General features: G+C 69.1%; 26 protein-coding genes. 19 read left to right on the top strand and 7 right to left on the bottom strand.

Translation table 11 applies throughout. The features are described 5' to 3' along the window. Positions 1–25: 25 nt before the first annotated feature. Genes ACSQ89_RS25530 through ACSQ89_RS25520 form a run of 3 tightly spaced genes read right to left on the bottom strand, consistent with a single transcriptional unit; the run spans position 26 to position 3,355 of the window. On the bottom strand, positions 26–1,084 hold the full coding sequence (locus tag ACSQ89_RS25530) for a malate/lactate/ureidoglycolate dehydrogenase (RefSeq protein ID WP_436293710.1): 1,059 nt from the start codon (positions 1,082–1,084) through the stop codon (positions 26–28). Between the two features lie 17 nt (positions 1,085–1,101). Then, positions 1,102–2,628, bottom strand: a complete 1,527-nt coding sequence (locus tag ACSQ89_RS25525) for a UxaA family hydrolase (RefSeq protein WP_093103837.1) — start codon at positions 2,626–2,628, stop codon at positions 1,102–1,104. Positions 2,629–2,647: 19 nt separating this feature from the next. Continuing rightward, positions 2,648–3,355: a FadR/GntR family transcriptional regulator gene (locus ACSQ89_RS25520; RefSeq protein WP_436296557.1), complete on the bottom strand. Its 708-nt coding sequence runs from the start codon at positions 3,353–3,355 to the stop codon at positions 2,648–2,650. A 150-nt stretch (positions 3,356–3,505) separates the two neighbouring features. Here ACSQ89_RS25520 and ACSQ89_RS25515 point away from each other — a divergent pair, with 150 nt between their 5' ends. From ACSQ89_RS25515 to ACSQ89_RS25505, 3 genes are read left to right on the top strand one after another with little or no spacing between them, the layout of a single operon-like run. Further along, positions 3,506–4,240, top strand: coding sequence for an SDR family oxidoreductase (locus ACSQ89_RS25515; protein WP_436296556.1), 735 nt, complete (start codon positions 3,506–3,508; stop codon positions 4,238–4,240). After that, entirely contained in the window at positions 4,237–4,983 is a 747-nt protein-coding gene (locus ACSQ89_RS25510) for an SDR family NAD(P)-dependent oxidoreductase (RefSeq protein ID WP_093103842.1), read from the top strand. Before ACSQ89_RS25515 ends, ACSQ89_RS25510 begins: the two co-directional genes overlap by 4 nt. Before the next feature lie 22 nt (positions 4,984–5,005). Beyond that, positions 5,006–5,854: a fumarylacetoacetate hydrolase family protein gene (locus ACSQ89_RS25505; protein WP_093103843.1), complete on the top strand. Its 849-nt coding sequence runs from the start codon at positions 5,006–5,008 to the stop codon at positions 5,852–5,854. A gap of 22 nt (positions 5,855–5,876) precedes the next feature. Here ACSQ89_RS25505 and ACSQ89_RS25500 read toward each other — a convergent pair whose 3' ends face one another. Genes ACSQ89_RS25500 through ACSQ89_RS25485 form a run of 4 tightly spaced genes read right to left on the bottom strand, consistent with a single transcriptional unit; the run spans position 5,877 to position 7,464 of the window. Continuing rightward, positions 5,877–6,230, bottom strand: coding sequence for a type II toxin-antitoxin system PemK/MazF family toxin (locus ACSQ89_RS25500; RefSeq protein WP_093103845.1), 354 nt, complete (start codon positions 6,228–6,230; stop codon positions 5,877–5,879). Further along, positions 6,230–6,427, bottom strand: coding sequence for an AbrB/MazE/SpoVT family DNA-binding domain-containing protein (locus ACSQ89_RS25495; protein WP_436293718.1), 198 nt, complete (start codon positions 6,425–6,427; stop codon positions 6,230–6,232). The genes ACSQ89_RS25500 and ACSQ89_RS25495 overlap by 1 nt, the downstream gene beginning before the upstream one ends. Then, positions 6,369–6,809 carry an autotransporter domain-containing protein gene (locus tag ACSQ89_RS25490; RefSeq protein ID WP_139191648.1) on the bottom strand — a complete coding sequence of 147 codons (441 nt, stop codon included), beginning with the start codon at positions 6,807–6,809 and terminating at the stop codon, positions 6,369–6,371. The genes ACSQ89_RS25495 and ACSQ89_RS25490 overlap by 59 nt, the downstream gene beginning before the upstream one ends. Continuing rightward, entirely contained in the window at positions 6,712–7,464 is a 753-nt protein-coding gene (locus ACSQ89_RS25485) for a tetratricopeptide repeat protein (RefSeq protein ID WP_436293707.1), read from the bottom strand. The genes ACSQ89_RS25490 and ACSQ89_RS25485 overlap by 98 nt, the downstream gene beginning before the upstream one ends. 126 nt (positions 7,465–7,590) lie before the next feature. Here ACSQ89_RS25485 and ACSQ89_RS25480 point away from each other — a divergent pair, with 126 nt between their 5' ends. The 16 genes from ACSQ89_RS25480 (at position 7,591) to ACSQ89_RS25405 (ending at position 24,697) form a co-directional block, all read left to right on the top strand. Continuing rightward, a complete protein-coding gene (locus ACSQ89_RS25480; protein WP_093104163.1) occupies positions 7,591–8,373 on the top strand; it encodes a GntR family transcriptional regulator in 783 nt (260 codons plus the stop codon). A 15-nt stretch (positions 8,374–8,388) separates the two neighbouring features. Next, positions 8,389–9,591, top strand: coding sequence for an ABC transporter substrate-binding protein (locus ACSQ89_RS25475; RefSeq protein WP_436293706.1), 1,203 nt, complete (start codon positions 8,389–8,391; stop codon positions 9,589–9,591). A gap of 91 nt (positions 9,592–9,682) precedes the next feature. Further along, complete coding sequence (locus ACSQ89_RS25470; protein WP_436293705.1) at positions 9,683–10,555, top strand: branched-chain amino acid ABC transporter permease; 873 nt, start codon at positions 9,683–9,685, stop codon at positions 10,553–10,555. Beyond that, positions 10,552–11,532: a branched-chain amino acid ABC transporter permease gene (locus ACSQ89_RS25465; RefSeq protein ID WP_093103852.1), complete on the top strand. Its 981-nt coding sequence runs from the start codon at positions 10,552–10,554 to the stop codon at positions 11,530–11,532. The genes ACSQ89_RS25470 and ACSQ89_RS25465 overlap by 4 nt, the downstream gene beginning before the upstream one ends. Then, positions 11,525–12,280 (top strand): ABC transporter ATP-binding protein, encoded by a 756-nt coding sequence (locus ACSQ89_RS25460; RefSeq protein ID WP_436293704.1) that lies wholly within the window; start codon positions 11,525–11,527, stop codon positions 12,278–12,280. Before ACSQ89_RS25465 ends, ACSQ89_RS25460 begins: the two co-directional genes overlap by 8 nt. Further along, positions 12,277–12,987, top strand: coding sequence for an ABC transporter ATP-binding protein (locus ACSQ89_RS25455; protein WP_436293703.1), 711 nt, complete (start codon positions 12,277–12,279; stop codon positions 12,985–12,987). Before ACSQ89_RS25460 ends, ACSQ89_RS25455 begins: the two co-directional genes overlap by 4 nt. A 25-nt stretch (positions 12,988–13,012) precedes the next feature. Continuing rightward, positions 13,013–13,969, top strand: a complete 957-nt coding sequence (locus tag ACSQ89_RS25450) for a tripartite tricarboxylate transporter substrate binding protein (RefSeq protein ID WP_436293702.1) — start codon at positions 13,013–13,015, stop codon at positions 13,967–13,969. After that, on the top strand, positions 13,966–15,243 hold the full coding sequence (locus tag ACSQ89_RS25445; protein WP_436293701.1) for a 3-isopropylmalate dehydratase large subunit: 1,278 nt from the start codon (positions 13,966–13,968) through the stop codon (positions 15,241–15,243). Before ACSQ89_RS25450 ends, ACSQ89_RS25445 begins: the two co-directional genes overlap by 4 nt. Further along, the gene (locus ACSQ89_RS25440) at positions 15,240–15,737 is read left to right on the top strand and encodes a 3-isopropylmalate dehydratase (protein ID WP_093103861.1); all 498 of its coding nucleotides are present in this window, start codon (positions 15,240–15,242) and stop codon (positions 15,735–15,737) included. Before ACSQ89_RS25445 ends, ACSQ89_RS25440 begins: the two co-directional genes overlap by 4 nt. Next, positions 15,727–17,100 carry an MmgE/PrpD family protein gene (locus tag ACSQ89_RS25435; RefSeq protein ID WP_436293700.1) on the top strand — a complete coding sequence of 458 codons (1,374 nt, stop codon included), beginning with the start codon at positions 15,727–15,729 and terminating at the stop codon, positions 17,098–17,100. Before ACSQ89_RS25440 ends, ACSQ89_RS25435 begins: the two co-directional genes overlap by 11 nt. After that, a complete protein-coding gene (locus tag ACSQ89_RS25430; RefSeq protein ID WP_093103863.1) occupies positions 17,097–18,065 on the top strand; it encodes a tripartite tricarboxylate transporter substrate binding protein in 969 nt (322 codons plus the stop codon). Before ACSQ89_RS25435 ends, ACSQ89_RS25430 begins: the two co-directional genes overlap by 4 nt. 2 nt (positions 18,066–18,067) lie before the next feature. Then, a complete protein-coding gene (locus ACSQ89_RS25425) occupies positions 18,068–19,753 on the top strand; it encodes a hydantoinase B/oxoprolinase family protein (protein ID WP_436293699.1) in 1,686 nt (561 codons plus the stop codon). Next, on the top strand, positions 19,750–21,825 hold the full coding sequence (locus tag ACSQ89_RS25420; protein WP_436293698.1) for a hydantoinase/oxoprolinase family protein: 2,076 nt from the start codon (positions 19,750–19,752) through the stop codon (positions 21,823–21,825). Before ACSQ89_RS25425 ends, ACSQ89_RS25420 begins: the two co-directional genes overlap by 4 nt. Then, positions 21,815–22,429, top strand: a complete 615-nt coding sequence (locus tag ACSQ89_RS25415) for a cysteine hydrolase family protein (protein ID WP_093103867.1) — start codon at positions 21,815–21,817, stop codon at positions 22,427–22,429. The genes ACSQ89_RS25420 and ACSQ89_RS25415 overlap by 11 nt, the downstream gene beginning before the upstream one ends. Beyond that, entirely contained in the window at positions 22,426–23,841 is a 1,416-nt protein-coding gene (locus ACSQ89_RS25410; protein WP_436293697.1) for an FAD-dependent oxidoreductase, read from the top strand. The genes ACSQ89_RS25415 and ACSQ89_RS25410 overlap by 4 nt, the downstream gene beginning before the upstream one ends. Continuing rightward, positions 23,831–24,697 carry an isocitrate lyase/PEP mutase family protein gene (locus ACSQ89_RS25405; RefSeq protein ID WP_436293696.1) on the top strand — a complete coding sequence of 289 codons (867 nt, stop codon included), beginning with the start codon at positions 23,831–23,833 and terminating at the stop codon, positions 24,695–24,697. Before ACSQ89_RS25410 ends, ACSQ89_RS25405 begins: the two co-directional genes overlap by 11 nt. Positions 24,698–24,724: the final 27 nt, after the last annotated feature.

Below are 24,724 nucleotides of genomic sequence, written 5' to 3'. Positions count from 1 at the left end.
GTGGCGAGCCGGACTTCCGGCTGCCTCAGCCGAGGCTCACGCCCACCTTCGCCCCGGCCGCGACGATCTCGCCCCAGGTCGCGTCGTCGAGCCAGATGCCCTCGCGCTCGCGCGCCGCACGCGCCTTGCGTTCGGGTTCGCCGGCGATCTGCACCGCGTCGAAACCCTGGCCCGCCGGGCTCTGGCGCAGCCAGGCGATGAAGGCGCTCGCCTCCTCTTCGAAGCTCGCCTGCGTGCCGAGCTTGGCCGGGTCGATGACGATGGCCAGCATGCCGTTGAGCACCGTGCGTGCGGTGTCGGCGGGGCGGTGCCAGGTGCCGCCGCCGGTTAGCGCGCCGCCGAGCAGTTCGCAGGCCACCGCCATGCCGTAGCCCTTGTGTTCGCCGAAGGTCATCAGCGCGCCGAAGAGGCCGTTGCTCTGGGGCACGACGACCACGCCGGGGTCGTCGGTGGGCGCGCCGTGTTCGTCGATCAGGTAGCCGGGCGGCACGCGCTCGCCCTTGTTGTGGGCCACGCGCATCTTGCCTTGCGCAACGCGGCTGGTCGCATAGTCGAGGATGAAGGGCTCTGCGCCCTTGATCGGTATGCCGATGCAGCACGGGTTGGTGCCGAAGCGCCCGTCGCCGCCGCCCCAGGGCGCGACCACGGGGCGCGAGAGCACGTTGACGAAGTGCATCGCCACCAGGCCCTGCGCAGTCGCCATCTCGGCGAAGTGGCCGATGCGGCCCAGGTGGTGCGCGTTGGCGAGCGAGAGGATGCAGCTGCCGTGCTGCTCGGCGCGCGCGATGGCCAGCTCCATCGCCTGCACGCCGACGATCTGGCCGTAGCCGCGCTGGCCGTCGAGAGCGAGCATGGGGCCGGTGTCGAGGTTGATCTTGACGCTGGCGTTGGGTTTGAGGCCGCCTTCGGCTGCGGCGTCGACATAGCGCGGGACCATGCCCACGCCATGCGAATCGTGGCCGCTGAGGTTGGCGAGCACGAGGTTGGCGGCGACCTGTTCGGCTTCGGCGGGCGTGCTGCCGGTGCCGGCGATGATGGCGGCGACTTGGGTGCGGAGGGTGGATGCTTGAAGTGTTTGGGGCATGAAGATTTCCAATCCGGCTACATCACGGCGCCGACTTGCCACGGCACGAATTCGTTCTGCCCGTAGCCGTGCTTCTCGCTCTTGCTCTGCTCGCCCGAGGCCGTGGCCAGCACCAGCTCGAAGATGCGCTGCCCCATCTCCTGGATCGACACCGTGCCTTCGACGATCTCGCCGCAGTTGATGTCCATGTCCTCTTCCTGCCGCTGCCACAGCGCCGAGTTGGTCGCGAGCTTGAGCGAGGGCGAGGGCGCGCAGCCGTAGGCCGAGCCGCGGCCGGTGGTGAAGCAGATCATGTTGGCGCCGCCCGCGACCTGGCCGGTCGCGCTCACCGGGTCGTAGCCCGGCGTGTCCATGTAGACGAAGCCGTGCGCCGTCACCGGCTCGGCGTATTCGTACACCGCCTCGAGGTTGCTGGTGCCGCCCTTGGCCACCGCGCCCAGCGATTTCTCGAGGATGGTGGTGAGCCCGCCGGCCTTGTTGCCGGGCGAGGGGTTGTTGTTCATCTCGCCCTCGTTGATCTCGGTGTAGTGCTCCCACCAGCGGATGCGCTCGACCAGCTTCTCGCCCACTTCGCGCTTCACCGCGCGGCGCGTGAGCAGGTGTTCGGCGCCGTAGACCTCGGGCGTTTCCGACAGGATGGCGGTGCCGCCGTGCGCCACCAGCAGGTCGACCGCGGCGCCCAGCGCCGGATTGGCGCTGATGCCCGAATAGCCGTCCGAGCCGCCGCACTGCAGGCCGATGGTGATGTGCGCCGCGCTGCAGGGCTCGCGCTTCACCGCGTTGGCGCGCGGCAGCATCTCGTTGATGAGCGCCACGCCTTTCTCCACCGTCTTGCGCGTGCCGCCCGTGTCCTGGATGTTGAAGACGCGGAAGTTCTCGCCCTCGGCGAGGTTGCCGGTCGCGAGCCAGGCGTTGATCTGGTTGGCCTCGCAGCCCAGGCCGACCACCAGCACGGCCGCGAAGTTGGCGTGCGTGGCGTAGCCGGTGAGCGTGCGTTCGAGGATCTGCATGCCCATCCCGCCGGTGTCCATGCCGCAGCCGGTGCCGTGCGTGAGCGCGACCACGCCGTCGACGTTGGGGTAGTCCGCGAGTGCGGCCGGATTGGTCTTGCGCGAGAAGTGGTCGGCAATGGCGCGCGCCGCGGTGGCCGAGCAGTTCACGCTGGTCAGCACGCCGATGTAGTTGCGCGTGGCTACGCGGCCGTCGGCGCGCTTGATGCCCATGAAGGTGGCTTCGCGCCGCGCGGGCGGCGGCTTCACGTCGGCGCCGTAGGCGTAGTCGCGGTCGAAGTGGCCCTTGTCGGGGCCCATGTCGAGGTTGTGCGTGTGCACGTGCTCGCCGGGCGCGATCGGCTTGCTCGCGAAGCCGATGATCTGGTTGTAGCGGCGCACCGGCTCGCCCTGGGCGATGGCGCGAATGGCGATCTTGTGGCCGGGCGGGATCAGGCCGCGCGCGGCGACGCCTTCGACCGGCGTGCCGCCGAGCAGCTGGCCGCGCGCAATGACGACATCGTCGGCGGGGTGGAGGCGGATAAAGGGGTTCATCGTGTGTGTCCTTGAAGTATCAAGCGGCATTCGCGCGTCGCCAGCTCGCGCTGAATCGCTGGTGCGACTTGTCCATGTGCGCGTGCATCGCGCGGCGCGCCGCGTCGGCGTCGCGCGCGGCGATCGCATCGCGGATCGCCTCGTGCTCGGCGATGGCGCTGCGCCACGATTTCACGGTCTCGAAGTAGCCGCCCAGCCGGGTGAAGATGGGCCCCTTGCGCGAATCCCAGAAGGCCTGCACCGTTTCGGAAAGCACCACGTTGCCGCAGCAGTCGACGATCGCAAGGTGGAAGGCGCGGTCGCCATCGAGCGGCATCAGGTTGCGGTCGGCCAGCTCACGCATGCGCTCGATGGCGCGCGTCATCGCATCGATATCCTTGCGCGTGGCGAGCTCCGCCGCGATCGCCGCGGTCTCGCCCTCGACCACGCGGCGCGCGCGGATCAATTCGAGCGGGCCCCATTCGGTGGCGGCCACGGGCGCCGCGGCGCGGTGCGAGCGGTCGAGCACATAGACGCCCGAGCCGGTGCGCACCTCGACCCAGCCCTCGACCTCGAGCGCGATCAGCGCCTCGCGCACCGAGGGCCGGCTCACGCCCAGCTGCTTGGCCAGGTCGCGTTCGGCAGGCAGGCGTGCGCCGGCTGCGAACTCGCCCTTGGCGATCAGCGCGCGCAGCTGGTCGGCGATCTGGCGGTAAAGGCGTCTGGGTTCGACGGTCTGCAGGGGCACGTGGGTCAATGGGTTTAAGGGTTGTCCTGAATTGGACAAGTGGTAAGGCCAATTCAGAATACGATTCTCGCCGCGATGCGGCCATCGGGCCAAACCCTGAACGCCTGCATCGCTTCCCTTTTTTCGACCCAGATCCAACGAGGAAACCCCATGAGACTCAAGGGCAAGACCGCGCTCGTGACCGCGGCCGGGCAGGGCATCGGCCATGCCAGCGCACTCGCACTCGCCGCCGAGGGGGCGCAGGTCTGGGCCACCGACGTCAACGAGAAGCTGCTCGCGCGCTACGCAGGCGTCGCCAACATCCAGGCCGCCACGCTCGACGTGCTCGACAAAGCCGCGATCGACGCCTTCACCAAGACCCTGCCCACGCTCGACATATTGTTCAATTGCGCGGGCGTGGTGCACAACGGCGCCGCGCTGCAGGCCACCGACGACGACCTCGACTTCGCCTTCCGGCTCAACGTGCGGGCCCAGTTCTGGCTGATCCAGGCCGTGCTGCCCGGCATGCTGGCCGCGGGCCGCGGCAGCATCATCAACATGGCCAGCGTGTGTTCGAGCATCAAGGGCCTGCCGAACCGCTGCGTCTACGGCACCACCAAGGCCGCGGTGCTGGGGCTCACCAAGAGCGTCGCGGCCGACTACGTGGGGCAGGGCATCCGCTGCAATGCGGTGTGCCCCGGCACGGTGGACACGCCCTCGCTGGGCGAGCGCATCAACGCCAATGCCGACCCGGTCGAAGCGCGCAAGGCTTTCATCGCGCGTCAGCCGATGGGCCGGCTTGCGCAGGCAGAAGAGATCGCGCCGCTGGTCGTGTTCCTCGCCAGCGACGAATCGCAGTTCGTCACCGGCCAGGCCTACGCGGCCGACGGCGGCATCACCATATGAACCAGCTCGATTTCGCCGGCCGGCACGCAGTCGTCACCGGCGGCGCGACGGGCTTGGGCTACGGCATCGCGCAGCGGCTCATCGCCTCCGGCGGCAGCGTGACCTTGTGGGACCGCGACAGCGAAGCGGTCACCAAGGCGGCCTGGGCGCTCGGCGCCAAGGCCTTCGCGCTCGCGGTCGACGTGTCGCAGCGGCCCTCGGTGGCGAAGGCCGTGGCGGACACGCTGGCGCAGGCGAAGCGCATCGATGCGCTGGTCAACAGCGCCGGCATCACCGGGCCCAACACCCGGCTCTGGGACTATCCGGTGGATGCATGGCGCGAGGTGATGGAGGTCAACATCAACGGTGTTTTTCTCTGCTGCCGCGAGGTCGTGCCGCAGATGCGCAAGCAGGGTTATGGCCGCATCGTCAACATCGCCTCGGTCGCGGGCAAGGACGGCAATCCCAACGCCAGCGCCTACAGCGCGAGCAAGGCGGCCGTGATCGCGCTCACCAAGTCACTGGGCAAGGAGCTGGCCGACACCGGCATCCGCGTCAACTGCGTGACGCCGGCCGCGGTGAAGACCGCGATCTTCGACCAGATGACGCCCGAGCACATCGCCTTCATGCTCTCGAAGATCCCGATGGGGCGCTTCGGTACGGTGGAGGAGATCGCCGCGATGGTGAGCTGGCTTTGCACCGAAGATTGCTCCTTCTCCACCGGCGCCGTGTTCGACCTGTCCGGCGGCCGCTCCACTTACTGAACTCGCAACAAGAAAGGCACACATGAAACTCGTTCGCTATGGCAACCCCGGCAAGGAGAAGCCCGGCCTCATCGACGACAAGGGTCTGCTGCGCGACCTGAGCGCGGTGGTCGAGGACATCGGCCCCAAGCAGCTGGGCGATGCCGCGCTGGCCAAGCTGCGCAAGCTGAAGACCGACAAGCTGCCGCTGGTCAAGGGCAAGCCACGCTACGGCAGCCCGGTCGCCGATGTCGGCAAGTTCATCGCCATCGGCCTCAACTACGCCGACCACGCGGCCGAGTCGGGCCTGCCGATCCCGGCCGAGCCGGTGGTCTTCATGAAGGCCACGAGCTGCATCCAGGGCCCGAACGATCCGGTCATGCTGCCCAAGAACTCGGTCAAGAGCGACTGGGAGGTGGAGCTCGGCGTGGTGATCGGCGCCCAGGCGCGCTACGTCTCGCAGAAGAGCGCGCTCGACTACGTGGCCGGCTACTGCGTCATCAACGACGTGAGCGAGCGCGAGTACCAGATCGAGCGTGGCGGCACCTGGGACAAGGGCAAGGGCTGCGACACCTTCGGCCCCATCGGCCCCTGGCTGGTGACGCGCGACGAAGTGCCCAACCCGCAGAAGCTCTCGATGTGGCTGGACCTCAACGGCAAGCGCATGCAGACCGGCAACACGAAGACCATGATCTTCAACATCGCCAAGATCGTGAGCTACGTGAGCCAGTTCATGACGCTTGTGCCCGGCGACGTCATCACCACCGGCACGCCGCCCGGCGTCGGCCTCGGCATGAAGCCGCCGCTCTATTTGAAGAAGGGCGACGTGATGACGCTGGGCATCGAGGGGCTGGGGGAGCAGCGGCAGGACGTGGTGGCGTTCAAGCTGTAGTCGTTTGCCGTTCGCCGAGTCTTCAGATTTCCAGGATCGAAGCTAACTCTTCGCACGCCGATCTGAAGACGGCTGGAGGCGCCTGCTTCCACGGATGCTGTCGAGCGCCGCGGGCGCGCCAGTCGAAAGACTTCGGCTGGTGACAGAGAACGTAGCAGGCCTCGTTCTTCGGGCCCTGAAACTTCACGGCGAACGGGTTGTCCTCATTCATCTCCGAATGCGTCATCGGCAGCCCGATGACGATGCCCGTTCGCTCGTTGAAGGCTTTGACCGAAAGAACCAGCAGCGGATGCGCGCCCGGCATCTCCTTGCCTGCCTTCGGGTCATGGTTGATCCAGATGACATCGCGCCGCTCGGGCGCCCAATTGCCAGCCATCAGAGAATTTCGCGGCCCACAGGCTGGCTGGCCATCGCTTCGCCGCCGTGCTTCTGCGGATCGAAGGCCTTGAGCTTCTGGGCCAAGGTCAGTCGCGGGCGGCCTGCCGGTCGCAAGAGCACGCCTTCCTCGACCACTTCAACCGTGATGGGAAGGCCGCGAGCGAAATGCGCGGCCTTCGCGATGGGCGCTGTGATACGAACACCCAGTCCGTTGCCCCATTCCTGGATCGTTTGGGCGACCTTGACTGTTGTTGTCATCCCTGTTCCTTTCGTTGCGCGAGGAGTCAGTATAGAGAGACTGAGCCGTTGTTTCAACGTGTATATACATTGTCGTTGCGCCGACTTGAAATGTCCCACGCCGCCTCCCTACCAGCGCACCGAAGCGGCTGCGCTGGTAGGCAATTTGCACTTGTGGCTCGATGCTCCAGCGCGTGTCGAGCGCGAAAGGCTTGCCCGCTTCGATCGAGGCCGGCACGCCTTCAAAGCGGCGTGGGGCGTCCGGGAAGCGTCGTACGACCGCGCGCGCGAAGACTGTCGATGAGGCGCAACTCCTTCTGCGCCCGCCTGTCGCCGGCATCGAGTTCGAGGCAGCGGCGATAGCGGCTCTCGGCTTCGTCGAGACGGCCCATCTCGATGAGGGCGAAGCCCTGGCCGCGCAGTGCGCGGGTTTGGTGGCGAACCCTTTCGTCGTCCTTGGAAAACTCGATGAGGCGCTCGGCCTCGGTGAAGATCTCGAGCGCCTTCGGCCAGTTCTTGTCGACCTGGTAGGTGTGGCCGAGCTCCGAGCGGAATTGCGCATTGGCAGGCGAGAGCTCGATCGCGCGCTCGATCGCGCGGCGTCCTTCGGGAACTCGCTTCAGTTCGATCAGCGCATAGCCCTTGAGGTATTGGGCATGGCCCCAGGTCGGGCCGACGTCGATCGCATCCTTCCGATCGCTCGCCGCCTGGGTCATGTAGTAGAGGCTTTCGGGCAAGGTGCGCGCGCTGTAGATGCGCTGCTTGCTGTCGCGGTATCGGGCCTCGAAGCGACCGATCAATGCATCGATCACTTGCAGACCTTCCGCAGGCTTGGCTTGCTTGAAGACCAGAAGGCTCGCCTTCTGGAAGTCGGCCAAGTCCTGTGCCTGTGTCTCCTTCGCGATGGGCGCCGTTGCCTTGGCACCCGGGCCGGTCGCGCAGCCGGAAGCGAGGAAGGCGACGGTCATCGCCAGCGCCAGCAGGAATGTCCTCACGTTTCCCTCCTCCTCTGCGGGCGAGCTTAGCTGAACACGCGTCCCCAGGACAGAGGGCCCATGCCGACTTCAAATGTCTCATTGACAGAACATTAGAACTCCACAAACATTCAGGGCATGTCGCAGATGCCCTTGCCGAAATACCACCAGATCTACCTGGTGCTGCGCGAGCAGTTGGATGAAGGGCGTTTCGCCGAAGGCGTGCCGGGCGAGCTGGCGCTGATGGCGCAGTTCGGCGTGGCGCGCGTCACTGTGCGGCGCGCGCTGGAGCGGCTGTCCACCGAAGGGCTGATCTCGCGCAACCCCGGGCGCCGGACGCGGCCGGTGCCGCCCGTGTCGGCCGCCGAGCCGCGCGAGAACGAGGGCAGCCAGCGCGCCAATCTGCATGGCCTGCTGGAGAACCTGGTCACCATGGGCCTGCGCACCTCGGTCAAGGTGGTCGATGTCGCGATGGTGTCGGCTTCGACGCAGGTGGCCGAGGCGCTGCAGATCCAGCTCGGCGATGCGGTGCAGAAGGCGGTGCGCGTGCGCTCGACGCGCGAGGGGCCGCTCTCGCACATCACCACCTACGTGCCGGCCGAGGTGGCGCGGCGCTTCGGGCGGCGCGAACTCGCCAAGAAGCCCATCCTCGTGCTGCTGGAAGAGGCGGGCGTCAAGGTCGGGCGCGCGCACCAGACGATCTCTGCGCGGCTTGCGGACAACGTGCTGGCCGAACACCTCGAAGTCTCCGTCGGCTCGGCGCTGCTGGCCGTGCGCCGCCTCGTCTACGACGACGCCGATCGGCCGGTGCAGTGGCTGCACGGCTTCTACCGGCCCGACCGCTACACCTACGAGATGCAGTTGTCCCGCGTGGGCAGCATCGACGCCAAGGTGTGGGTCAGCAAGGATGTGTCAGCCCAGTTCAACTGAAAGAGGAAAAGCCCCATGTCGAATCGTCGCCGCTTCATGTCGCAATCCGCCGCCGTGGCTTCCGCCATCGCATTCCCGCTCGTGGCCGGCGCGCAGCCGAAGACCGTCAAGGTCGGCGTGCTGCATCCGGTGACCGGCGCGCTCGCCTATTCGGGCCAGCAATGCCGCCTGGGCGCACAGCTCGCGATCGAGGACATCAACAAGGCCGGCGGCATCAAGTCGCTCGGCGGCGCGCAGATCGAGGCCCTGCTCGGCGATGCGCAGTCGCAGCCGCAGGCCGGCACGGCGGAGGTCGAGAAGATGAACGAGGCCGGCGTCTCGGCCATCGTCGGCGCCTATGCCTCGGCCATCTGCCTCGCGACCACGCAGGCCGCGGCCAAGTACAACCTGCCGCACGTGGTGGATGTGGGCGTGGCCGACCAGATCGTCGAGCGCGGCCTGAAGAACACCTTTCGCTTCGGCCCCGGCTACAAGAAGTCGACCGAGGTCGCGATGGCCAATCTGCTGGTGCTCAACAAGGCCGCGGGCAATCCGGCCAAGACGGTGATGATCATCCACGAGGAGTCGCTGTTCGGCGCCGGCACGGCGGCGCTGCTGTCGCGCGAGCTGCCGGGCTATGGCTTCGACGTGAAGGAAGTGGTGAAGCACGCGAATCCGACGCGCGACTTCAACAACATCGTGCTGCGCATGAAGTCGGTCAACCCGGACATCGTGATCCCGGCCAACTACTACAACGAGTACGCGCTCCTGGTGCGCACCATGCAGCAGCAGAAGGTCAGTCCCAAGGCGATCTTCTCGGTGCTGGGCGGCGCGGCATCGAGCTACAAGTTCGTGAAGGAGTTTCCGGACGCGGCCAACGGCATCATCGACTGCAACCACTGGTTCAACCCGAAGGACAAGCGCTCGCAGGAACTGAAGAAGCGGGTCGAGGCCAAGGGCCAGTTCTTCAGCTACGAGGTGTTCATGACCTATACCGCGATGTGGCTGTTGGCCGATGCGCTGGAGCGTGCCAGGTCGGCCGAGCGCGCTGCCATCATCGATGCGCTGGAGAAGAGCACCTTCTCGAATCACATCATGCCGTATGGCCCGACGAAATTCACGAACGGCCAGAACGAGGGCGCGCAGCCGCTGATGACGCAGGTGGTGAAGAACGACATCAAGGTGATCATTCCGCGCGACTACCGCGAGGTGGATCCCGTGTTCCCGCTCAAGGCATGAGCACCATCTCTTGTTCCCTCCCCTCCCGGGGGAGGGCTAGGGTGGGGGCTGCGGGCCTGTCCATCGGCGTGCATCTTCGAGACGCCTGACCATGCTCGACTTCGGCATTCTCTTTCCCTCCGTCCTCAACGGCCTCACCACCGGCGCGGTCTATGCGCTGATCGCGCTCGGCCTCACGCTGATCTACGGCGTGCTGCACATCATCAACTTCGCGCACGGTGCCTGCCTGATGCTGGCGCTGTACGCGGTGTACTTCCTCAAGGAGCGCTGGGGCGTTGACCCCTACCTGGCGCTGCCGATCGTCGTGCCGGGCATGTTCGCGCTCGGCTACGCGCTGCAGCGCATCGTGATCAACCGCGCGGGCCACGGCAAGGACGAGAACATCCTGCTCGCCACGCTGGGCATCGCGATCGTGATGGAGAACCTCGCGCTGATCTTCTTCAAGTCCGACACGCGCAACATCGACACCGCCTATTCGCTCAGCACGGTGGCCATCGGGCCCGCGATGATCGCGGTGCCCAAGTTGGTGGCCTTCGCGGGCGCGCTGGTGGTGTCGGCACTGCTGTTCTGGATCATGGGCCGTACCGACCTGGGCCGCGCGATCCGCGCGGTGGCCAAGGAAAAGGAAGGCGCCAAGCTCATGGGCATCGACGTCGACCATGTCTACGCGATGAGCTTCGGCATCGGCCTGGCCTGCCTGGGCGCGGCCGCGTGCTTCCTGCTGCCGGCCTACTACGTCAACCCGCAGGTGGGCAGCGGCTTCGTGCTGGTGGCCTTCACCATCGTCGTGCTCGGCGGCATGGGCAGCTTCGTCGGCGCGCTCCTCGGCGGCTTCCTGGTCGGGGTGGTGGAGTCGCTGGGCGGGCTCTACCTCGGCGAGTCGCTGGGGCAGATCGGCATCTTCGCGATCTTCATCGGCGTCGTGCTGTTCCGGCCCGAAGGCATGTTCGGAGCGAGGGCATGAGCGCAGGCAACCGGCAACTCGCCCTCATTGCGCTGTTCGCGGTGCTCGTGGCCTGCGTGCCGCTGGTCACGGCGTCCGGCACCACGCTCAACTTCGTGATGATGGCGCTCTATGCCACGCTCATTGCGCAGGCCTGGAACATCCTCGGCGGCTTTGGCGGGCAGTTCTCCTTCGGCCATGCGCTCTTCTTCGGCACCGGCGCCTACATCCAGGCCATCGCGCAGCTGCAGGGCGGCATCAACGCCTGGGTCGCGCTGCCGCTCGCGGTGGCGGGCGCGGCGCTGGTGGGGCTCTTCGTCGGCGCGCTGAGCTTCCGCTACGGACTCAAGGGTTCCTACTTCGCGCTGGTCACGCTGGCTTTCGCGGAGGCGTTCCGCATCCTCGCGCTGTCGGTGCCTTTCACCGGCGGCGGCGTGGGCTTGATGGTGCCGCTGCGCGAGTCCGCCGCCAACCTGCAGTTCGCCTCGCGCAGCGGCTACCTGTGGCTGGTGCTGGGCTTCGTCACGGCCGCGCTCATCGTCACCTGGTGGCTGCGCAACAGCCGCTTCGGCGCCTGCCTGCAGGCGGTGCGCGACAACGAGGATGCGGCGCGCGCAGTGGGCGTGAACCCCTTCAACGTCAAGCTCGCGGCCATCGGCATCTCGGGCGCCTTCATGGGCGCGGCCGGCGCGTTCTACGTGCAGGTGTTCCAGTACATCGACCCCGGCATCGCCTACGGCCCCGCGACCTCGGTCGAGGCGCTGGTCGCGGCCATCGTCGGCGGCATGGGCACGCTGTGGGGGCCGGTGCTGGGCGCGCTCGTGCTGCACGTGCTGTCGGACTTCACGCGCAACCTGTTCGGCGAGCTCCCGGGCATCAACATGGTGATCTACGGCGTGGTGCTGGTGCTGATCGTGATCTTCGTGCCGCGCGGCATCGCGGGCATCGGCCTGTCGGCACGGCAGCTCTGGGCCGGGAAGGGAGGCCGCCGTGGCTGAAGCGCTGCTGACCCTCGCCGGCATCTCGCGTTCCTTCGGCGGCCTCGCGGCGGTGCAGGACGTGAGCCTCGCGGTGGAAGAAGGGCGCCTGTGCGCGCTGATCGGCCCCAACGGCGCCGGCAAGACCACGCTGTTCGCGCTGATGTCGGGCTTCCTCAAGCCCGACAGCGGCACGGTGCGCTTCGCGGGTCAGGACATCACGGGCCGCGAGCCGCATCGCAATGCGCTCCTGGGAATGACGCGCACCTTCCAGATCGTCAAGCCTTTCGCGGCCCAGACGGTGCGCGAGAACATCGCGGTCGGCGCGCACCTGCACGAGCGCAGCCGCGGCATCGCGCTGGCGCGCGCGGAGGCGGTGGCGCAGCAAGTGGGCCTTGCGCGACAGATCGACAAACCGGCCTCCGACCTCACCGTGGCCGGCCGCAAGCGGCTGGAGCTGGCACGCGCGCTCGCCACGCAGCCGCGCCTGCTGCTGCTCGACGAGGTGCTGGCCGGCCTCAATCCGCAGGAGATCGCCGAGATGATGCCGGTGGTGCGTGGCATTGCCGCGAGCGGCGTGACGGTGCTGATGATCGAGCACGTGATGCAGGCCGTGATGCACCTGGCCGAGCATGTCTGGGTTCTGGCGCAGGGCCGCCTGATCGCCGAGGGCAGCCCGGCCGAGGTCACGTCGAACGACAAGGTGGTCGAGGCCTACCTGGGCCACGGCACGGCGGCGCGGCTGCGCGCCGCGGGAGCGGCGGCATGACGGTCCTGCTCGACATCAAGGAGTTGCGCGGCGGCTACGGCCGCGTCGAAGTGCTGCGCGGGGTCGACCTGCAGGTAAATGCCGGCGAGATGGTCGCGCTCTTGGGCAGCAACGGCGCCGGCAAGTCCACGCTCAACAAGGTGGTCTGCGGCCTCTGCCCGGCCTGGGCCGGCACGGTGCGCTTCGACGGGCAGGACCTGAGCGGCGCCCACTACCGCGAGGTGGTGCGCGCCGGGCTGATCCAGGTGCCCGAGGGCCGCAAGGTGTTCCCCAACCTCAGCGTGCTGGAGAACCTCGAGCTCGGTTCCTTCACGCGCGCCCGCGAACGCCGCGCGCTCAACCTGGAGCGCGTGTTCGCGATCTTCCCGCGCCTGAAGGAGCGCCTGCGCCAGCACGCCGGCACGATGAGCGGCGGCGAGCAGCAGATGCTCGCGATCGGCCGCGGCCTCATGGCCGAGCCGGTGCTGCTGATCCTCGACGAGCCCTCGCTGGGCCTGTCGCCGCTGCTGGTGGAGGAGATGTTCTCGCTCATTCGCCAACTGCGCGACGACGGCCTTGCGGTGCTGCTGGTCGAGCAGAACGTGGGCCAGTCGCTGGAGATCGCGGATCGTGCGTACGTGCTGGAGAACGGCAGCGTGCGCTTCTCGGGCTTGCCGAAGGACTTGCTGGCAAGTGATGACTTGCGGCGCGCTTACCTGGGCCTTTGATCCGGCCGCGCCAGAAGGAGACAACATGAAACGTCGTGACATCCTCATTGCACCCATGGCGGCGGCATTCGCCGGCGGCGTGCGCGCCCAGATCGGCGGCGCGCCGGTGCGCATCCTGGTCGGCGCGCCGGCCGGCGGCTCCACCGACACGCTGGCGCGCACGCTGGCGGCCAGCATGGGGCCGGTGCTCGGCCGCACGGTGATCGTCGAGAACCGGCCGGGTGCCGGCGGCAACATCGCGGCGGACGCGGTGGCCAAGGCGGCGCCGGACGGCAGCACGCTCCTGATGAGCTTCACCAGCCATGCGATCAATGCCACGCTCTACCCGTCGCTGCCCTTCGATCCGGTGAAGGACTTCACGGCGCTAACCTGCGTCGCGACCGCGCCTTCCATCCTGGTCGCGCATCCATCGGTGCCGGCCAACAACGTGCGCGAACTGATCGCGCTGGCCAAGAGCAAGCCGGGGCAGCTCAACTTCGCGATCGGCGGCATTGGCTCCTCGCTGCACATGGCGGGCGACGCCTTCAAGATGCAGTCGGGCGCCTTCATCGTGAACATCCCCTACCGCGGCACCGCGCCGGCCGTGCAGGACGTGCTCGCGGGCCAGGTGCAGCTGATGTTCGCGGCAGTCGGCAACGTGCAGGCGCATATCAAGGCCGGCAAGCTGAAGGCGCTGGGCGTGACGAGCGCGAAGCGCCTGCCCGCCTTCCCCGAGGTGCCTGCGATCGCCGAGGTGCTGCCGGGCTACGAGTCGAGCGCCTGGTTCGGGCTCTTCGGGCCGGGCAACATGCCGGCCGACGTCGCGCGCCGCACCAGCGATGCGGCGCGGCAGGCGATTGCGCAACCCGAGATGCGCAAGCGCCTGGAGACCGAGGGCGCGATCCCGGTCGGCAACGCGCCCGAGCAGTTCGCGGCTTTCGTGCAGAGCGAGATCACGCGCTGGGCCAAGGTGGTCAAGTTCTCCGGAGCGAGGCCGGAATGAGCGCCGCTGCACGCGCGCCGCAGACGCTGGCGCAGAAGCTCATTGCCCGCGCCTGCGGGCGCGCGCAGGTGGCGGTGGGCGAGGTCGTGACCTGCGCGGTCGATCTCGCGATGTTCCACGACTCATCGGGCCCGCGCCGGCTGCAGCCGATGCTCGAGGAACTGGGCGCACAGGTCTGGGACAAGTCGCGCATCGTGCTGGTGATGGACCATTACGTGCCCGAGCGCGACGAGGACTCGCGCCGCATCGTGCGCATCGCGCGCGACTGGGCGCGCGACCAGAAGCTGCCGCATGTCTACGACAGCCAGGGCATCTGCCACGTGGTGGTGCCGCAGCACGGGCACATCCGCCCCGGCATGCTGTGCGTGGGCGGCGATTCGCATTCGCCCACCGGCGGCGCGTTCGGTGCCTACATGTTCGGCGTCGGCAGCACCGAGATGCTCGGCGTGGTGGTCACCGGTGAGATCTGGCTGCGCGTGCCCGAGACCATCCGCATGTGGTGGGATGGCGCGCTGCCTGCCGGCGTGACGGCCAAGGACATGATGCTCTCCATGATCGGCCGCTTCGGCATGAACGGCGGGCGCTACCAGGCGGTCGAGTTCTGCGGCCCGGCCGTGACCGCGCTGTCGATGCAGGAACGCATGACGCTGTCGAACATGAGCGCCGAGCTCGGCGCGCAGGCCGGGCTGATCGCGCCGGACGCGACCACCGCCGCCTACCTCGCCGAGGCCGGCGCGCCGCCGGTGGACATCGCGCCGTGGTTCACTGATGAAAGTGCCACGTTCGAGCAGCACCGCTTCGACGCCGCTGCGCTGGAGCCGCAGGTCGCGGCGCCGCACAGCCCGGCCAATGCCCACGGCGTGAGCCGCGATGCCGGCACGCCGGTCGACGTGGCCTACATCGGCGCCTGCACCGGCGCCAAGCTCGACGACCTGCGCGCCGCCGCGCAGGTGCTGCGCGGTCACAAGGTGGCGGCCGGGGTGCGCCTGATCGTCGCGCCGGCCAGCCTGCAGGACCAGGAGCAGGCGCGCGAAGAGGGCGTGCTGCAGGTGCTGATGGACGCTGGCGCCGAACTCTTCCCGACCGCCTGCGGCGCGTGCTCCGGCTATGGCGATCCGATGGGCGACGACATCACCGTGATCTCGACCACCGCGCGCAACTTCAAGGGGCGCATGGGTTCGGCGACGGCGCAGGTGTACCTCGGTTCGCCCTATACCGTGGCCGCTTCGGCGCTGCGCGGGTGCGTCACGGACCCGCGGGAGATCCTGCAATGACTCACCGCGTGTGGCGCCTGGGCGCTGATATCGACACCGACGCGCTGGCCCCCGGCCATGCGATGAAGCACGGCATCGAGACCATCGCGCAGCATTGCCTCGAAGCCGTGCGCCCCGAGTTCGCGCGCGAGGTGCGGCGCGGCGACGTGATCGTGGCCGGCCCGAACTTCGGCATCGGCTCTTCGCGCGAGCAGGCCGCGGCGGTGCTGGTGCAGCTGGGCGTGGCGGCGGTGATCGCACCCTCGTACAGCGGGCTTTACTTCCGCAACGCCTTCAACGTGGGGCTGCTGCTGCTCACTTGCGCGGAAGCCGAATCGCTGCAGGAAGGCGAGAGGGTAGAGCTCGATGTAGAGACGCCGGCTGTGCGCACCGCCGAGGGCCGCACGCTGGCCTGCGAGCCGGTGCCGGCTTTCCTCATGGACATGGCGCGCGCGGGCGGCTTGTTGAAGCAGCTGCGCCTGCGTCTCGCCACCGGGGACGCGCATGCGCGCTGAAGAAGGCGACCTGCGCCGCTGGGACGCGCATCTCGCGGTGCTGCATGCCACCGTGGCGCGGCACGCGGCGCGCTCGGCAGAGCCCGAAGCCGCGCAGCAGGCGCGGCGCCTGCTCGTCGACACCGTCGGCTGCGCGATCGCAGGCCGCCATGCAAGAGAGGTGCGGCAGCTCGAAGCGGCGGTGGCCGATTGCGAACCCGGCGGCTTCGCGCTGCCCGACGGTCCCTCGATGAGCGTGCACGCCGCGGCCCAGGTGCTGGCCATGGCCGCCACCTGGGACGAAGCCTGCGAAGGCCACGCGCTCGCGCACGGCCGGCCCGGCGTGCCGCTGGTGGCGGCGCTGCTGCCGCTGGCGCTGCAGCGAGATACGACGCTCGACGCCTTTGTCGATGCCTTCGTGCTCGGCTACGAGGTCGGCGCGCGCTGCGGCGCCTGGCTGCGCATTCGCCCGGGCATGCATGTCGATGCCAACTGGCCGGCGCTCGGCGTCGCCGCCGGCGTGGCGCGGCTCATCGGATTGCCCGCGGCGGGCATCGTGCAGGCGATCGACATCGCCGCCTGCCAGCTCGCGACCAGCCTCTACCTGCCCGTGACCCAGGGCCGCACGGCGCGCAACACCTACCTCGGGCACAGCGCCTCGCTCGGCCTGCAAGCGGCCTTCGCGAGCGCGGCGGGCATCGACGCGCCGGCCGATGCGCTGGCCCACTATGCCAACGCGCATGCGGCCGCCGCGCAGCAGGCGCTGCCCGATGCGGAGATCACGCTGTTGCTGGATGCGTATCTCAAGCCCTTCGCGGCGGTGCGCCACGTTCACTACGGCGCGGTTGCTGCGCGGCAGCTTCGCGAACGACTGGCCGGCGATACCCGGGGCATTCAGGGCATCGCGCTCAAGGTCTACGAAGAAGCCATCGTCTACTGCGGCAACCGCGCGCCGCGCACGCCGATCCAGGCGCAGTTCAGCCTCAGCTTCGGCATCGCGGCGATGCTGCGCTTCGGCGACATCGACCCCTCGGTCTACACTGAAGCGCGCTTCGACGACGCCGAGCTGCGGCGGCTCGAAGCGCTGGTGGTGCTCAAGCCCGATGCGGAGCTGACGGCGCGCAAGCAGCGCGGCGCCACGCTGGTGGTGGAGCATTCCTCCGGCCGCTTGCAGGAAGCCGTGCACACCATTGCGGGCGATGCCGCCCATCCGCTCGACTGCGCGGCGCTCGTCTCCAAGTTCAGGCGCTACGCCGCGCGCAGCCTCGCCGGCGAGCGGGCCGCGCTCTTCTGCAACACCGCGCTCGACGCGCAGCAGGACATCGACCTGCGCCTGCTCTGGCAGCAACTCGTTCCTCTTCACACCACTTCCACACGACCATGAAACGCCTGCGCCATCTCGCGACCACGCTCCTCCTTAGCCTGCCGCTTCTCGCCGCGGCCCAGGCCGACGACTTCCCGAACAAGTCGATCCGCATCGTCGTGCCCTTCCCGGCTGGCGGCGCCACCGACGCCGCGGCGCGCCTGGTCGCCACCAAGATGAGCGAGAAGTGGAACCAGCCGGTGGTGGTGGACAACCGCGCGGGCGCCGGCGGCAATGTCGGCTCCGACTTCGTCGCCAAGTCCGCGCCCGACGGCTACACGCTGGTGATGGGCGTGACCGGATCGCACGCGATCAACACCTCGCTCTACAGCAAGATGCCCTACGACCCGGTGGCCGACTTCGTCGCCATCAGCCAGGTCGCGGTGGTGCCCAACGTGCTGGTGGTGCACCCCTCCGTGCCGGTCAACAACCTGGCCGAGCTGGTGGCGCTCGCCAGGCGCGAGCCCGGCAAGCTCAACTACGCATCGCTCGGCAACGGCACGGCCGCGCACCTGGGCATGGAGATGCTCAAGTCCGCCGCCGGCATCGAGATCACGCATGTGCCCTACAAGGGCAGTGCGCCCGCGGTCTCCGACCTGCTGGCCGGTCAGGTGCAGATGATGGTCGATGGCCTGCCTTCGGCGCTGCCGCACGTGAAGGCCGGCAAGCTGCGCGCCATTGCGCTGACCAGCCTGCACCGCGCGCCGGCACTGCCCGAGCTGCCGACCATCGCCGAGAGCTACCCGGGCTTCTACGCTGACGCGTGGTCGGGCCTGTTCGCACCCAAGGGCACGCCGAAGCCGGTGGTGGACAAGCTCTCGGCCGAGGTGCAGCGCATCCTGAAGCTGCCCGAGGTGCGCGAGAAGCTGGCCGCGCTGGGCGCCGAGCCGGTGGGCTCCACGCAGGTCCAGTTTGCGGCGCATGTGAAGCGCGAAATCGACAAGTGGGGCAAGGTCGTGAAGACCAGCGGAGCGAAAGTGGATTGACCATGAACGACGCACTCGACCCCGTTACCCTCGCCGTGCTGCGCGGCCGCCTCGAACAGGTGGCCGACGAGATGGACGCGACGCTCTACCGCAGCGCCTTCAACCCGATCATCGCGGAGGCCCACGACGCCTGCCACGGCCTCTACGACGCGGTGAGCGGCGACACGCTGGTGCAGGGCAAGTCGGGCCTGCCGGTGTTCGTCGGCGCCATGGCCTTCGCGGTGCGCATGACCGCGGCCGCGGCGGCGCCGCGCGGCGGTATGGTCGACGGCGACATCTGGATCAGCAACGACGCCTACGACGGCGGCACGCACGCCAACGACTTCAAGCTGGTGCGGCCCTTCTTCCGCAGCGGCAAGCTCTATTGCTACATGGCCTCGGCCGCGCACTGGCACGACGTCGGCGGCGCGGTGCCCGGCAACTACAACCCGGCGGCCACCGAGTGCTGGCAGGAGGCGGTGCAGATCCCACCGGTGCGCATCGTGCGCGGCGGCGAGCTCGACGCCGACGTGCTGGCGATCCTGCGCGCCAACACGCGCCTGCCCGAAAGCCTGTGGGGCGACTTGAACGGCCAGCTCGCCGCGCTGGAGCTCGGCACGAAGCGGCTGCACGGACTGCTCGACGAGTACGGCGATGCGCTGGTGCTGCAGGCCATGGGCGAGCTGCGCAGCCGCGCGCTCAAGCTGATGCGCGCGCACATCGCCTCGCTGCCCGACGGCCGCTACAGCTTCGAGGACCTGCTCGACAACGACGGCATCACCAGCGAGCCGCTCACCATCGCGCTCGACATGACGGTGGCCGGCGAGCGGCTCCTGCTCGACTTCTCGCGCAGCTCGCCACAGTGCGCGGGGCCGGTCAACATCTCGCGCGCCACGGCGGTCGCGGCCTGCTACGTCGCGCTCAAGCACCTGTTCCCCGATGTGCCGGCCAATGCCGGTGTGCTCGACGCGGTGGACTTCGAGATCCCCGACCGGCTGGTGATCAGCGCCGAGCGGCCACGTCCGATGGGCGGCTACACCGAGACCATCCTGCGCATGATCGACGTGATCTTCAGCGCCGCGGCGCAGGCCGATCCGGCGCGCGCTGTCGCGCAGGCTTACGGCACCATCAATGCGCTGTCGATCGCGGGCCACCGCAGCGACGCGGGGCGCGAGGGGCAGCGCTGGGTGATGTTCAGCTTCTTCGGCGGCGGGCATGGCGGGCACTCGGGCGGCGACGGCCTCTCGCACGGCAACGCGCCGATCTCCACCGCCACCATCCCGCCGCTGGAGATCCTCGAGGCCGCCTACCCGGTGCGCTTCACCGAATGGTCGCTGCGCGCTGACTCGGGCGGCGACGGGCAGTTCCGCGGCGGCCTCGGCGCGGTCTACGAGATCGAGCTGCTCGAGAAGGATGCCGAGGTCTTCGTCTTCGGCGAGCGCGGCAGCTCGCCGCCCAAGGGCATCGCGGGCGGCGGCGCGGGTGCGCTCAATGTCTTTCGCTACGAGAACGAAGGCGCCTGGCACGTGCCGCCGATGGTGTCGAAGATGCGCGGCATCCGGCTCGCGCGCGGCGAACGCGTGCGGCTCGAAACGCCCGGCGGCGGCGGCTGGGGCGATGCGGCGGAACGCCGGCCAGAACAGCGCGCGCAGGACAGGGCGATGGGCTACGTGAGCGTCGAGCCCGCGAAGAAGAAAGATCAGCAATGACAGCAGCAATCAAATCCGCTGAAGGCGGCTCGCTGGTCGTCGGCGTCGACGTCGGCGGCACCTTCACCGACCTCTTCGTGCTCGACGAGTCGGCCGGCACGGCGCGCATCGTCAAGGTGCCTTCCACCCGCGGCGAGGAAGCGCGCGGCTTCATGAACGGCGTGGCGCGCGTGACCGATTCGGCCGCGGCCATCGCCACCATCGTGCACGGCACCACGGTCGGCACCAACGCGCTGCTCGAACGCAAGGTGGCGAAAACCGGCATCCTCACCACGCGCGGCTTCCGCGACGTGCTGGAAATGCGCCGCCGCGACCGGCCGCAGACCTGGGGCCTGCGCGGCAGCTTCACGCCGGTGGTGCCGCGCAACCTGCGACGCGAGGTCGACGAGCGCGTGCTGGCCGACGGCACGCTGCACACGCCGGTCGACCTCGACCAAGTGCGCGTTGAAGCGCGCGCGCTGCTGGCCGAGGGCTGCGAGGCCGTGTGCGTGTTCTTCATCAACACCTATGCGAACCCGGAGAACGAGCGTCTCGCCGTCGCCGCGGTGCGCGAGATCTGGCCCAACGCGCACGTGACCTCGGCCAGCGAGGTGCTGCCCGAGATCCGCGAGTTCGAGCGCTGCTCCACCGCCACGCTCAATGCCGCGCTGCAGCCGGTGGTCGGCAGCTACCTCGAACGGCTCGAATCCGATCTGCGCGGCCAGGGCTTCGCCGGCGAGCTGCTGGTGGTGCAGAGCAACGGCGGCGTGATGTCGCGCGCCACCGCGAGCGAGCTGCCGGTGCGCACTGCGCTCTCGGGCCCGGCGGCCGGCGTGATCGCCTGCGCCGAGATCGCGCGCGCGGCGGGCTTCCCCAACGCGATCACCGGCGACATGGGCGGCACCTCCTTCGACGTCTCGCTGGTGGCGAACGGCGAGGCGGCGCTGGCGGCGCAGACCGCGATCGAGTTTGGCATGGTGATCCGCTCGCCGATGATCCAGATCGAGACCATCGGCGCCGGCGGCGGCTCGATCGCCTCGGTGGATGCGAGCGGCATGCTGCAGGTCGGGCCCGAGTCGGCCGGCAGCGTTCCCGGCCCGGCCTGCTACGGCCGCGGCAACATGCGCCCGACGGTGACCGATGCCAACGTGCTGCTGGGCCGCATTGCGGCCGACCGGCCGCTCGGCGGCGGCCTGCTGGCGGCGCTCGACGCGGAGAAGTCCTATCAGGCCATCGAGGCGCACGTGGCGAAGCCGCTGGGGCTCGACGTCCATGCGGCGGCCGAGGCCATCCTTACGGTCGCGAACGCGCGCATGGCCGGCGCGATCCGGCTGGTGTCGATCGAGCGCGGCCACGACCCGCGCCGCTTCGCCTACATGCCCTTCGGCGGCGGCGGCGCCCTGCACGTGTGCGCGATGATGCGCGAGGTCGGCGTGGCCACCGGCATCGTGCCGCGCTATCCCGGCGTCACTTCGGCGCTGGGCTGCGTGATCGCCGACATGCGGCACGACGCGGTGCAGACCCTCAATCGGCCGCTGGCCGATCTCGACGTCGATGCCATGCGGCAGCGCATTGCGCAGCTGGCCGAGACCTGCCAGCAGCGCCTCGATTCCGCCGGCGTGCGCTTCGACGAGGTGCGCGAGATCGTCGCGCTCGACATGCTCTATGCGGGCCAGACCCATACGCTGCCGGTGCCGTTGCCGCCGGGCAGCGGCGCGACGCTCACGCGAGAGACGATCCGCGCCGCTTTCGAAGCGGGCTACGAGGCCACCTTCGGCCGCGTGCTCGACGGCATCGGCATCCGCGTGATGAACCTGCGCTACGCGCGCATCGGCGTGCGGCCCAAGTTCGACCTGGCCGTGCTGGCGCCGGAAGGCGAGGGCAGCATCGCCCCGCTGGGCACGCAGCTCGTGTTCCACCAAGGGCGCTGGCACGAGGCGCAGCGCTTCGCGCGCCTCGACCTGCCGGTGGGCGCGCGCGTCGAAGGGCCTGCGATCCTGGAGCAGGTCGACACCACCGTGTGGCTCGAGCCCGGCTTCCAGGCTGAGGTCGATGCCTTTGGCAACCTGCTGGTGAGTTCACATGGACGCTGATACACGCATTGCGGCTGCGAAGACCGCGCTGGTCATCATCGACCTGCAGAACGACTTCCTCGACCCGAAGGGTGCCTATGCGCGCGGCGGCGACACCAACCCACCTGCCTTGCTGCTGCCGGCGCGCGTGGCCGGCGTGGCGCGTGCGCTCAAGAGCGCCGGCGGCATGGTGGTCGCGAGCCAGTTCACGCTGTGGCCCGATGCGGCCGGCGAGCCCATGGTGTCGCCGCACCTGAAGGCGCTGCGGCCCTACCTGACGAAGGGCGACTTCGCGCCGGGCAGCTGGGGGCAGGCGAACGTCGACGAACTGGCAGGACTCATCGACGTGACGGTCAGCAAGGTCGCCTACTCGGCCTTCTTCAACACCCAGCTCGACTGGGTGCTGCGCCGCGCCGGCATCGATACCGTGGCCGTCTGCGGCATCGTGACCAACGGCGGCGTCGCCAGCACGGTGCGCGACGCCCACATGCGCGACTACCGCACGCTGGTGCTGGCCGACGGCTGCGCGGCCTTCGGCGAGGAGCGGCACCAGACCTCGCTGGCCGACATGCGCAACGTGGCCGAAGTCACCGACTGCGCGGCCTTCATCCAGTCGCTGGCATGACGCTGCAGCGAAACATCCGTCGCGCATCGGCCATCGATGCGGAGGCGCACACCGGCGTCGCCATCGTCGGCGCCGGCGCCTGCGGCCTCACCGCGGCGCTGATGCTGCACGACGCGGGCATCGACTGCGTGCTGCTCGAACGCGATGCGACGCCCAGTGGATCGACCGCGCTCTCTTCGGGCTTCATCCCCGCGCCGAGCACCCGCGTGCAGCGCGCGCAGGGCGTGCACGATGACAGCGCCGAACGCTTCGCCGCCGACATCCAGGCCAAGGCCCACGGCCGCGCCGCGGCCGCGCTGGTGCGGGCCTATGCCGAAGCCATCGGTCCCGCGCTCGACGCATTGCAGGCGCGGCACGGGCTCGGTTGGATCCTGCTCGACGGCTTTCTCTATCCGGGCCACAGCGCCCATCGCATGCATGCGCTGCCGCAGAAGACCGGCGCTGCGCTCATGGCCGCGCTGCAGGCGGCGGTAGAGACGGCAGGCATCCCGGTGCTTACCCAGGCACTGGTCGAAACGCTGTGCTTCGATGAAGAGGACCGTGCGATCGGCATCGGCTACCGCCGGCCCGACGGCCGCGAAGAATTGCTCGGCTGCGATGCGCTGCTGCTGGCCTGCAACGGCTTCGGCGGCAACGCGGAGATGGTGCGCGCGCTGCTGCCCGAGATGGCGGATGCCGCTTTCGGCGGCCACACCGGCAACGATGGCAGCGCCATCCTCTGGGGCCGGGCACTGGGCGCGCGGCTGCGCGACCTCGGCGGTTACCAGGGACACGGCTCCTGGGTCACGCCGCAGGGCGCGCTGATGTCCTGGGCCGTGATGATGGAAGGCGGCGTGCAGATCAACCGCGAAGGGCGGCGCTTCCATGACGAGACCCAGGGCTATTCCGAGGCCGCGGTGAAGGTGCTCGCGCAGCCGGGCGGCGTCGCCTGGAATGTGTTCGATGCGCCGCTGCTCGCGCTGGCGCACGAGTTCCCGGATTTCTGCGAGGCCGAGGCGGCCGGCGCGCTGCGCCGCTGCGACACGGTGGCGCAGCTGGCCGCGTGCATCGGCTGCGACGTGCCCACCTTGCAAGCCACGCTCGATGCCTTGCTCGCCATCGGTCCGCAACCCGACGGCCGCGTGTTCAAGCGCGGACTGGCCGCGCCGTACTTCGCGGTCAAGGTGTCGGGCGCGCTGTTCCACACTCAGGGCGGCCTCGACATCGGGCCGGACATGCGCGTGCTGCGCGAGGACGGCACGGCGTTGCCCAACCTGATCGCGGCGGGCGGCGCAGCCGGCGGCGTTTCGGGCGATGCGGTGTGGGGCTATCTCTCGGGCAACGGCCTCCTGAGTGCCGTGGCCGGCGGCGCCATCGCGGCGCGCACGGCGGCGGCGCTTGTCAAGGCAGGAAGGAACCAACATGGCGAATGACACTTCATTCAAGGAACGGCTCGCGTCCAGCGAGATCGTGCTCGCACCCGGCGTCTACGACGCCGTGAGCGCGCTGGTGGCCGAGCAGGCCGGCTTCGAGGCGCTCTACCTCTCGGGCGCTTCGATCGCCTACACGCGGCTGGGCCGTTCGGACGTCGGCCTCACCACCTTCACCGAGGTGGCCGACACACTGGCGCGCATCTGCGAGCGCGTGAACCTGCCGGTGATCATCGATGCCGACACCGGCTTCGGCAATGCGCTCAACACGCAGCGCACGGTGCGCGGCTTCGAGCGCGCCGGCGCGGCCATGGTGCAGATCGAGGACCAGGGCTTTCCCAAGCGCTGCGGTCACCTGGACGGAAAGACGGTCGTGCCTGCGCGCGAAATGGCGGGCAAGCTCAAGGCTGCGCTGGATGCGCGTGCCTCGGCCGAGACGTTGATCCTCGCGCGCACCGACGCCGTCGCCGTCGAGGGGCTGGACGCGGCGCTCGACCGCGCCGAGGCGTACCTGGAATGCGGCGTCGATGCGCTCTTCATCGAGGCCTTGCGTTCGCCCGCGCAGATGGAGGCCGCCTGCAAGCGCTTCGCCCACCGCGTGCCGCTCCTGGCCAATATGGTCGAAGGCGGCAAGACGCCGATCCAGGATGCCGATGCGCTGCAGGCCCACGGCTTTCGCATCGCGATCTTTCCCGGCGGCACGGCGCGCGCGGTGGTCCACACGCTGCAGGGCTACTACGCGAGCCTCGCGCAGCACCGCACGACCGAGCCATGGCGCGACCGCATGCTGGACTTCGACGGCCTCAACGAAGTGATCGGCACGCCGGAGCTGATGGCGCTGGGCAAGCGCTACGAATAGGCGCGCATTCACACCGCCCTCGCGCGG

It is taken from the genome of Variovorax sp. LjRoot175, assembly GCF_964253805.1.
GTDB lineage: Bacteria > Pseudomonadota > Gammaproteobacteria > Burkholderiales > Burkholderiaceae_C > Variovorax.
This window is presented reverse-complemented; position numbering and strand designations above follow the sequence as displayed.

What these genes read in the sequence shown, in the direction of transcription:
- ACSQ89_RS25445 (WP_436293701.1), top strand. Translation starts at nt 13,966, where the DNA reads ATGAGCGCCGCTGCACGCGCGCCGCAGACGCTGGCGCAGAAGCTCATT.
- ACSQ89_RS25415 (WP_093103867.1), top strand. Translation starts at nt 21,815, where the DNA reads ATGGACGCTGATACACGCATTGCGGCTGCGAAGACCGCGCTGGTCATC.
- ACSQ89_RS25405 (WP_436293696.1), top strand. Translation starts at nt 23,831, where the DNA reads ATGGCGAATGACACTTCATTCAAGGAACGGCTCGCGTCCAGCGAGATC.
- ACSQ89_RS25515 (WP_436296556.1), top strand. Translation starts at nt 3,506, where the DNA reads ATGAGACTCAAGGGCAAGACCGCGCTCGTGACCGCGGCCGGGCAGGGC.
- ACSQ89_RS25450 (WP_436293702.1), top strand. Translation starts at nt 13,013, where the DNA reads ATGAAACGTCGTGACATCCTCATTGCACCCATGGCGGCGGCATTCGCC.
- ACSQ89_RS25480 (WP_093104163.1), top strand. Translation starts at nt 7,591, where the DNA reads ATGCCCTTGCCGAAATACCACCAGATCTACCTGGTGCTGCGCGAGCAG.
- ACSQ89_RS25435 (WP_436293700.1), top strand. Translation starts at nt 15,727, where the DNA reads ATGCGCGCTGAAGAAGGCGACCTGCGCCGCTGGGACGCGCATCTCGCG.
- ACSQ89_RS25425 (WP_436293699.1), top strand. Translation starts at nt 18,068, where the DNA reads ATGAACGACGCACTCGACCCCGTTACCCTCGCCGTGCTGCGCGGCCGC.
- ACSQ89_RS25430 (WP_093103863.1), top strand. Translation starts at nt 17,097, where the DNA reads ATGAAACGCCTGCGCCATCTCGCGACCACGCTCCTCCTTAGCCTGCCG.
- ACSQ89_RS25490 (WP_139191648.1), bottom strand. Translation starts at nt 6,809, where the DNA reads ATGCCGGCGACAGGCGGGCGCAGAAGGAGTTGCGCCTCATCGACAGTC.
- ACSQ89_RS25455 (WP_436293703.1), top strand. Translation starts at nt 12,277, where the DNA reads ATGACGGTCCTGCTCGACATCAAGGAGTTGCGCGGCGGCTACGGCCGC.
- ACSQ89_RS25525 (WP_093103837.1), bottom strand. Translation starts at nt 2,628, where the DNA reads ATGAACCCCTTTATCCGCCTCCACCCCGCCGACGATGTCGTCATTGCG.
- ACSQ89_RS25475 (WP_436293706.1), top strand. Translation starts at nt 8,389, where the DNA reads ATGTCGAATCGTCGCCGCTTCATGTCGCAATCCGCCGCCGTGGCTTCC.
- ACSQ89_RS25505 (WP_093103843.1), top strand. Translation starts at nt 5,006, where the DNA reads ATGAAACTCGTTCGCTATGGCAACCCCGGCAAGGAGAAGCCCGGCCTC.
- ACSQ89_RS25500 (WP_093103845.1), bottom strand. Translation starts at nt 6,230, where the DNA reads ATGGCTGGCAATTGGGCGCCCGAGCGGCGCGATGTCATCTGGATCAAC.
- ACSQ89_RS25420 (WP_436293698.1), top strand. Translation starts at nt 19,750, where the DNA reads ATGACAGCAGCAATCAAATCCGCTGAAGGCGGCTCGCTGGTCGTCGGC.
- ACSQ89_RS25510 (WP_093103842.1), top strand. Translation starts at nt 4,237, where the DNA reads ATGAACCAGCTCGATTTCGCCGGCCGGCACGCAGTCGTCACCGGCGGC.
- ACSQ89_RS25440 (WP_093103861.1), top strand. Translation starts at nt 15,240, where the DNA reads ATGACTCACCGCGTGTGGCGCCTGGGCGCTGATATCGACACCGACGCG.
- ACSQ89_RS25465 (WP_093103852.1), top strand. Translation starts at nt 10,552, where the DNA reads ATGAGCGCAGGCAACCGGCAACTCGCCCTCATTGCGCTGTTCGCGGTG.
- ACSQ89_RS25470 (WP_436293705.1), top strand. Translation starts at nt 9,683, where the DNA reads ATGCTCGACTTCGGCATTCTCTTTCCCTCCGTCCTCAACGGCCTCACC.
- ACSQ89_RS25410 (WP_436293697.1), top strand. Translation starts at nt 22,426, where the DNA reads ATGACGCTGCAGCGAAACATCCGTCGCGCATCGGCCATCGATGCGGAG.
- ACSQ89_RS25530 (WP_436293710.1), bottom strand. Translation starts at nt 1,084, where the DNA reads ATGCCCCAAACACTTCAAGCATCCACCCTCCGCACCCAAGTCGCCGCC.